We start from the raw sequence: 2,046 nt of genomic DNA, 5'->3' as shown, positions 1-2,046 counted from the left end.
TCTCGACCAGCGCGGCGTTGCTGCTGGACAGCGCGGCCCTGCTGCGCTTCGTGCCGGCGGCCAACTGGAACGGCACGCCGGGCAGCCTGACCGTTCGCCTGGTCGAAGACGGCGCGACGGTCACCTTCGGCAGCACCGTGGACCTGTCGGCAGTTGGCAGCGCCGGCGGAACCACGGCGATCAGCGCGGAGAACGTGGTGGTGGGCACCACGGTTAACCCAGTCAACGACGCGCCGGTGGCTGCGGGCTCGGCGACGCTGGCCAGCGTCAGTGAGGACGCCACGCCGGCCGGGGCCACCGTGGCCTCGTTGTTCGCGGCGAACTTCTCCGACGCGGCGGACGCGGTGAGCGGAGGCAGCAGTGCCAACACGCTGGCCGGCATCGCCGTGGTTGGCAACGCGGCGCGGATGACGTCGGGGCAGGGGAGTTGGCAGTATTCCGTCACCAGCGGCGTGTGGCTCGACATCCCGGAGACCGTCTCCGACGGCTCGGCGCTGGTGCTGGACAGCACGGCCAAGCTGCGCTTTCTGCCGGCGGCGGACTGGAACGGCACGCCGGGCAGCCTGACGGTGAAGCTGATCGACAGCTCCGGCACGGTCACCGCCGGGACGACCATGAACGTCAGCTTCGGGACCGGCGGCGCGTCGGCGGCCAGCGCCGGCACGGTCACGCTCACCACCAGCGTCACGGCCGTGAACGACGCGCCGGTCGCCTCGGGTTCCGCGACGCTGACCAGCGTCAGCGAGGATGCCACGCCGGCCGGGGCCACCGTAGCGGCGCTGTTCGCGGCCAACTTCTCCGACGTGGCGGATGCGGTGAGCGGAGGCAGCAGCGCCGACGCGCTGGGCGGCATCGCCGTGGTCGGCAACGCGGCGACCGCGGCGCAAGGTGTGTGGCAGTACTCCAGCGATGGAGGGGCCAGCTGGACGGCGGTGTCCACCACTCTGTCCGCCAACGCTGCGCTGCTGCTCAGCGCTTCCACGCTGCTGCGCTTCGTGCCGGCGGCCAATTGGAACGGCACGCCGGGCGCTCTGACCGTCCATCTCGCCGACGGCAGCACGACGGTGGTCACCGGGACCACGGTGGACCTGTCCATGGTCGGCAGCACCGGCGGGACCACGCCCTACGGCACCGGATCGGTGACGCTCGCCACCGGCGTCACGGCCGTGAACGACGCGCCGGTGGCTTCGGGTTCGGCGACGCTGGCCAGCGTCAGCGAGGATGCCACGCCGGCCGGGGCCACCGTGGCCGCCCTGTTCGCGGCCCACTTCTCCGACGCGGCGGATGCGGTGAGCGGAGGCAGCAGCGCCAATGCGCTGGGGGGCGTGGCGGTGGTCGGCAACGCGGCGACGGCGGCGCAGGGTGTGTGGCAGTATTCCAGCAACGGCGGGGCCAGCTGGACCAGCATCGCCACCACTCTGTCCGCCAGCGCCGCGCTGCAGCTCAGCGCTTCCACGCTGCTGCGCTTTCTGCCGGCGGCGGACTGGAACGGCACGCCGGGCGCTCTGACCGTCCATCTCGCCGACGGCAGCACGACGGTGGTCACCGGCGCCACGGTGGACCTGTCCACGGTTGGCAGCACGGGCGGGGCCACGCCCTACAGCACCGGATCGGTGACCCTCGCCACCAGCGTCAGCCCGGTCAACGATGCGCCGGTGGCCTCGGGCTCGGCCACGCTGGTCAGCGTCAACGAGGATGCCACGCCGGCCGGGGCCACCGTGGCCTCGTTGTTCGCGGCGAACTTCTCCGACTCGGCGGACGCGGTGACGAACGGCAGCAGCGCCAACACGCTGGCCGGCATCGCCGTGGTCGGCAACGCGGCGACGGCGGCGCAGGGCGTGTGGCAGTACTCCAGCGACGGCGGGGCCAGCTGGACCAGCATCGCCACCACTCTGTCGCCCAACGCCGCGCTGCTGCTGAGCGCGTCCACGTTGCTGCGCTTCCTGCCGGCGGCGGACTGGAACGGCGCGCCGGGCGGCCTGACCGTTCATCTCGCCGACGGCTCGACCACCCTCACGACCGGCGCGACCGCGAACCTGACGGCGA

At 72.7% G+C, this 2,046-nt stretch carries 1 protein-coding gene; it reads left to right on the top strand.

Translation table 11 applies throughout. The features are described 5' to 3' along the window. The coding region (locus ACSVC7_RS32575; RefSeq protein ID WP_483509166.1) for a beta strand repeat-containing protein at positions 1–2,046 on the top strand (2,046 nt) is incomplete at both ends.

This window comes from Azospirillum mesophilum, assembly GCF_053470405.2.
Note: the sequence above shows the minus strand (reverse complement) of the source record. Positions and strands in the feature narration are given on the sequence as shown.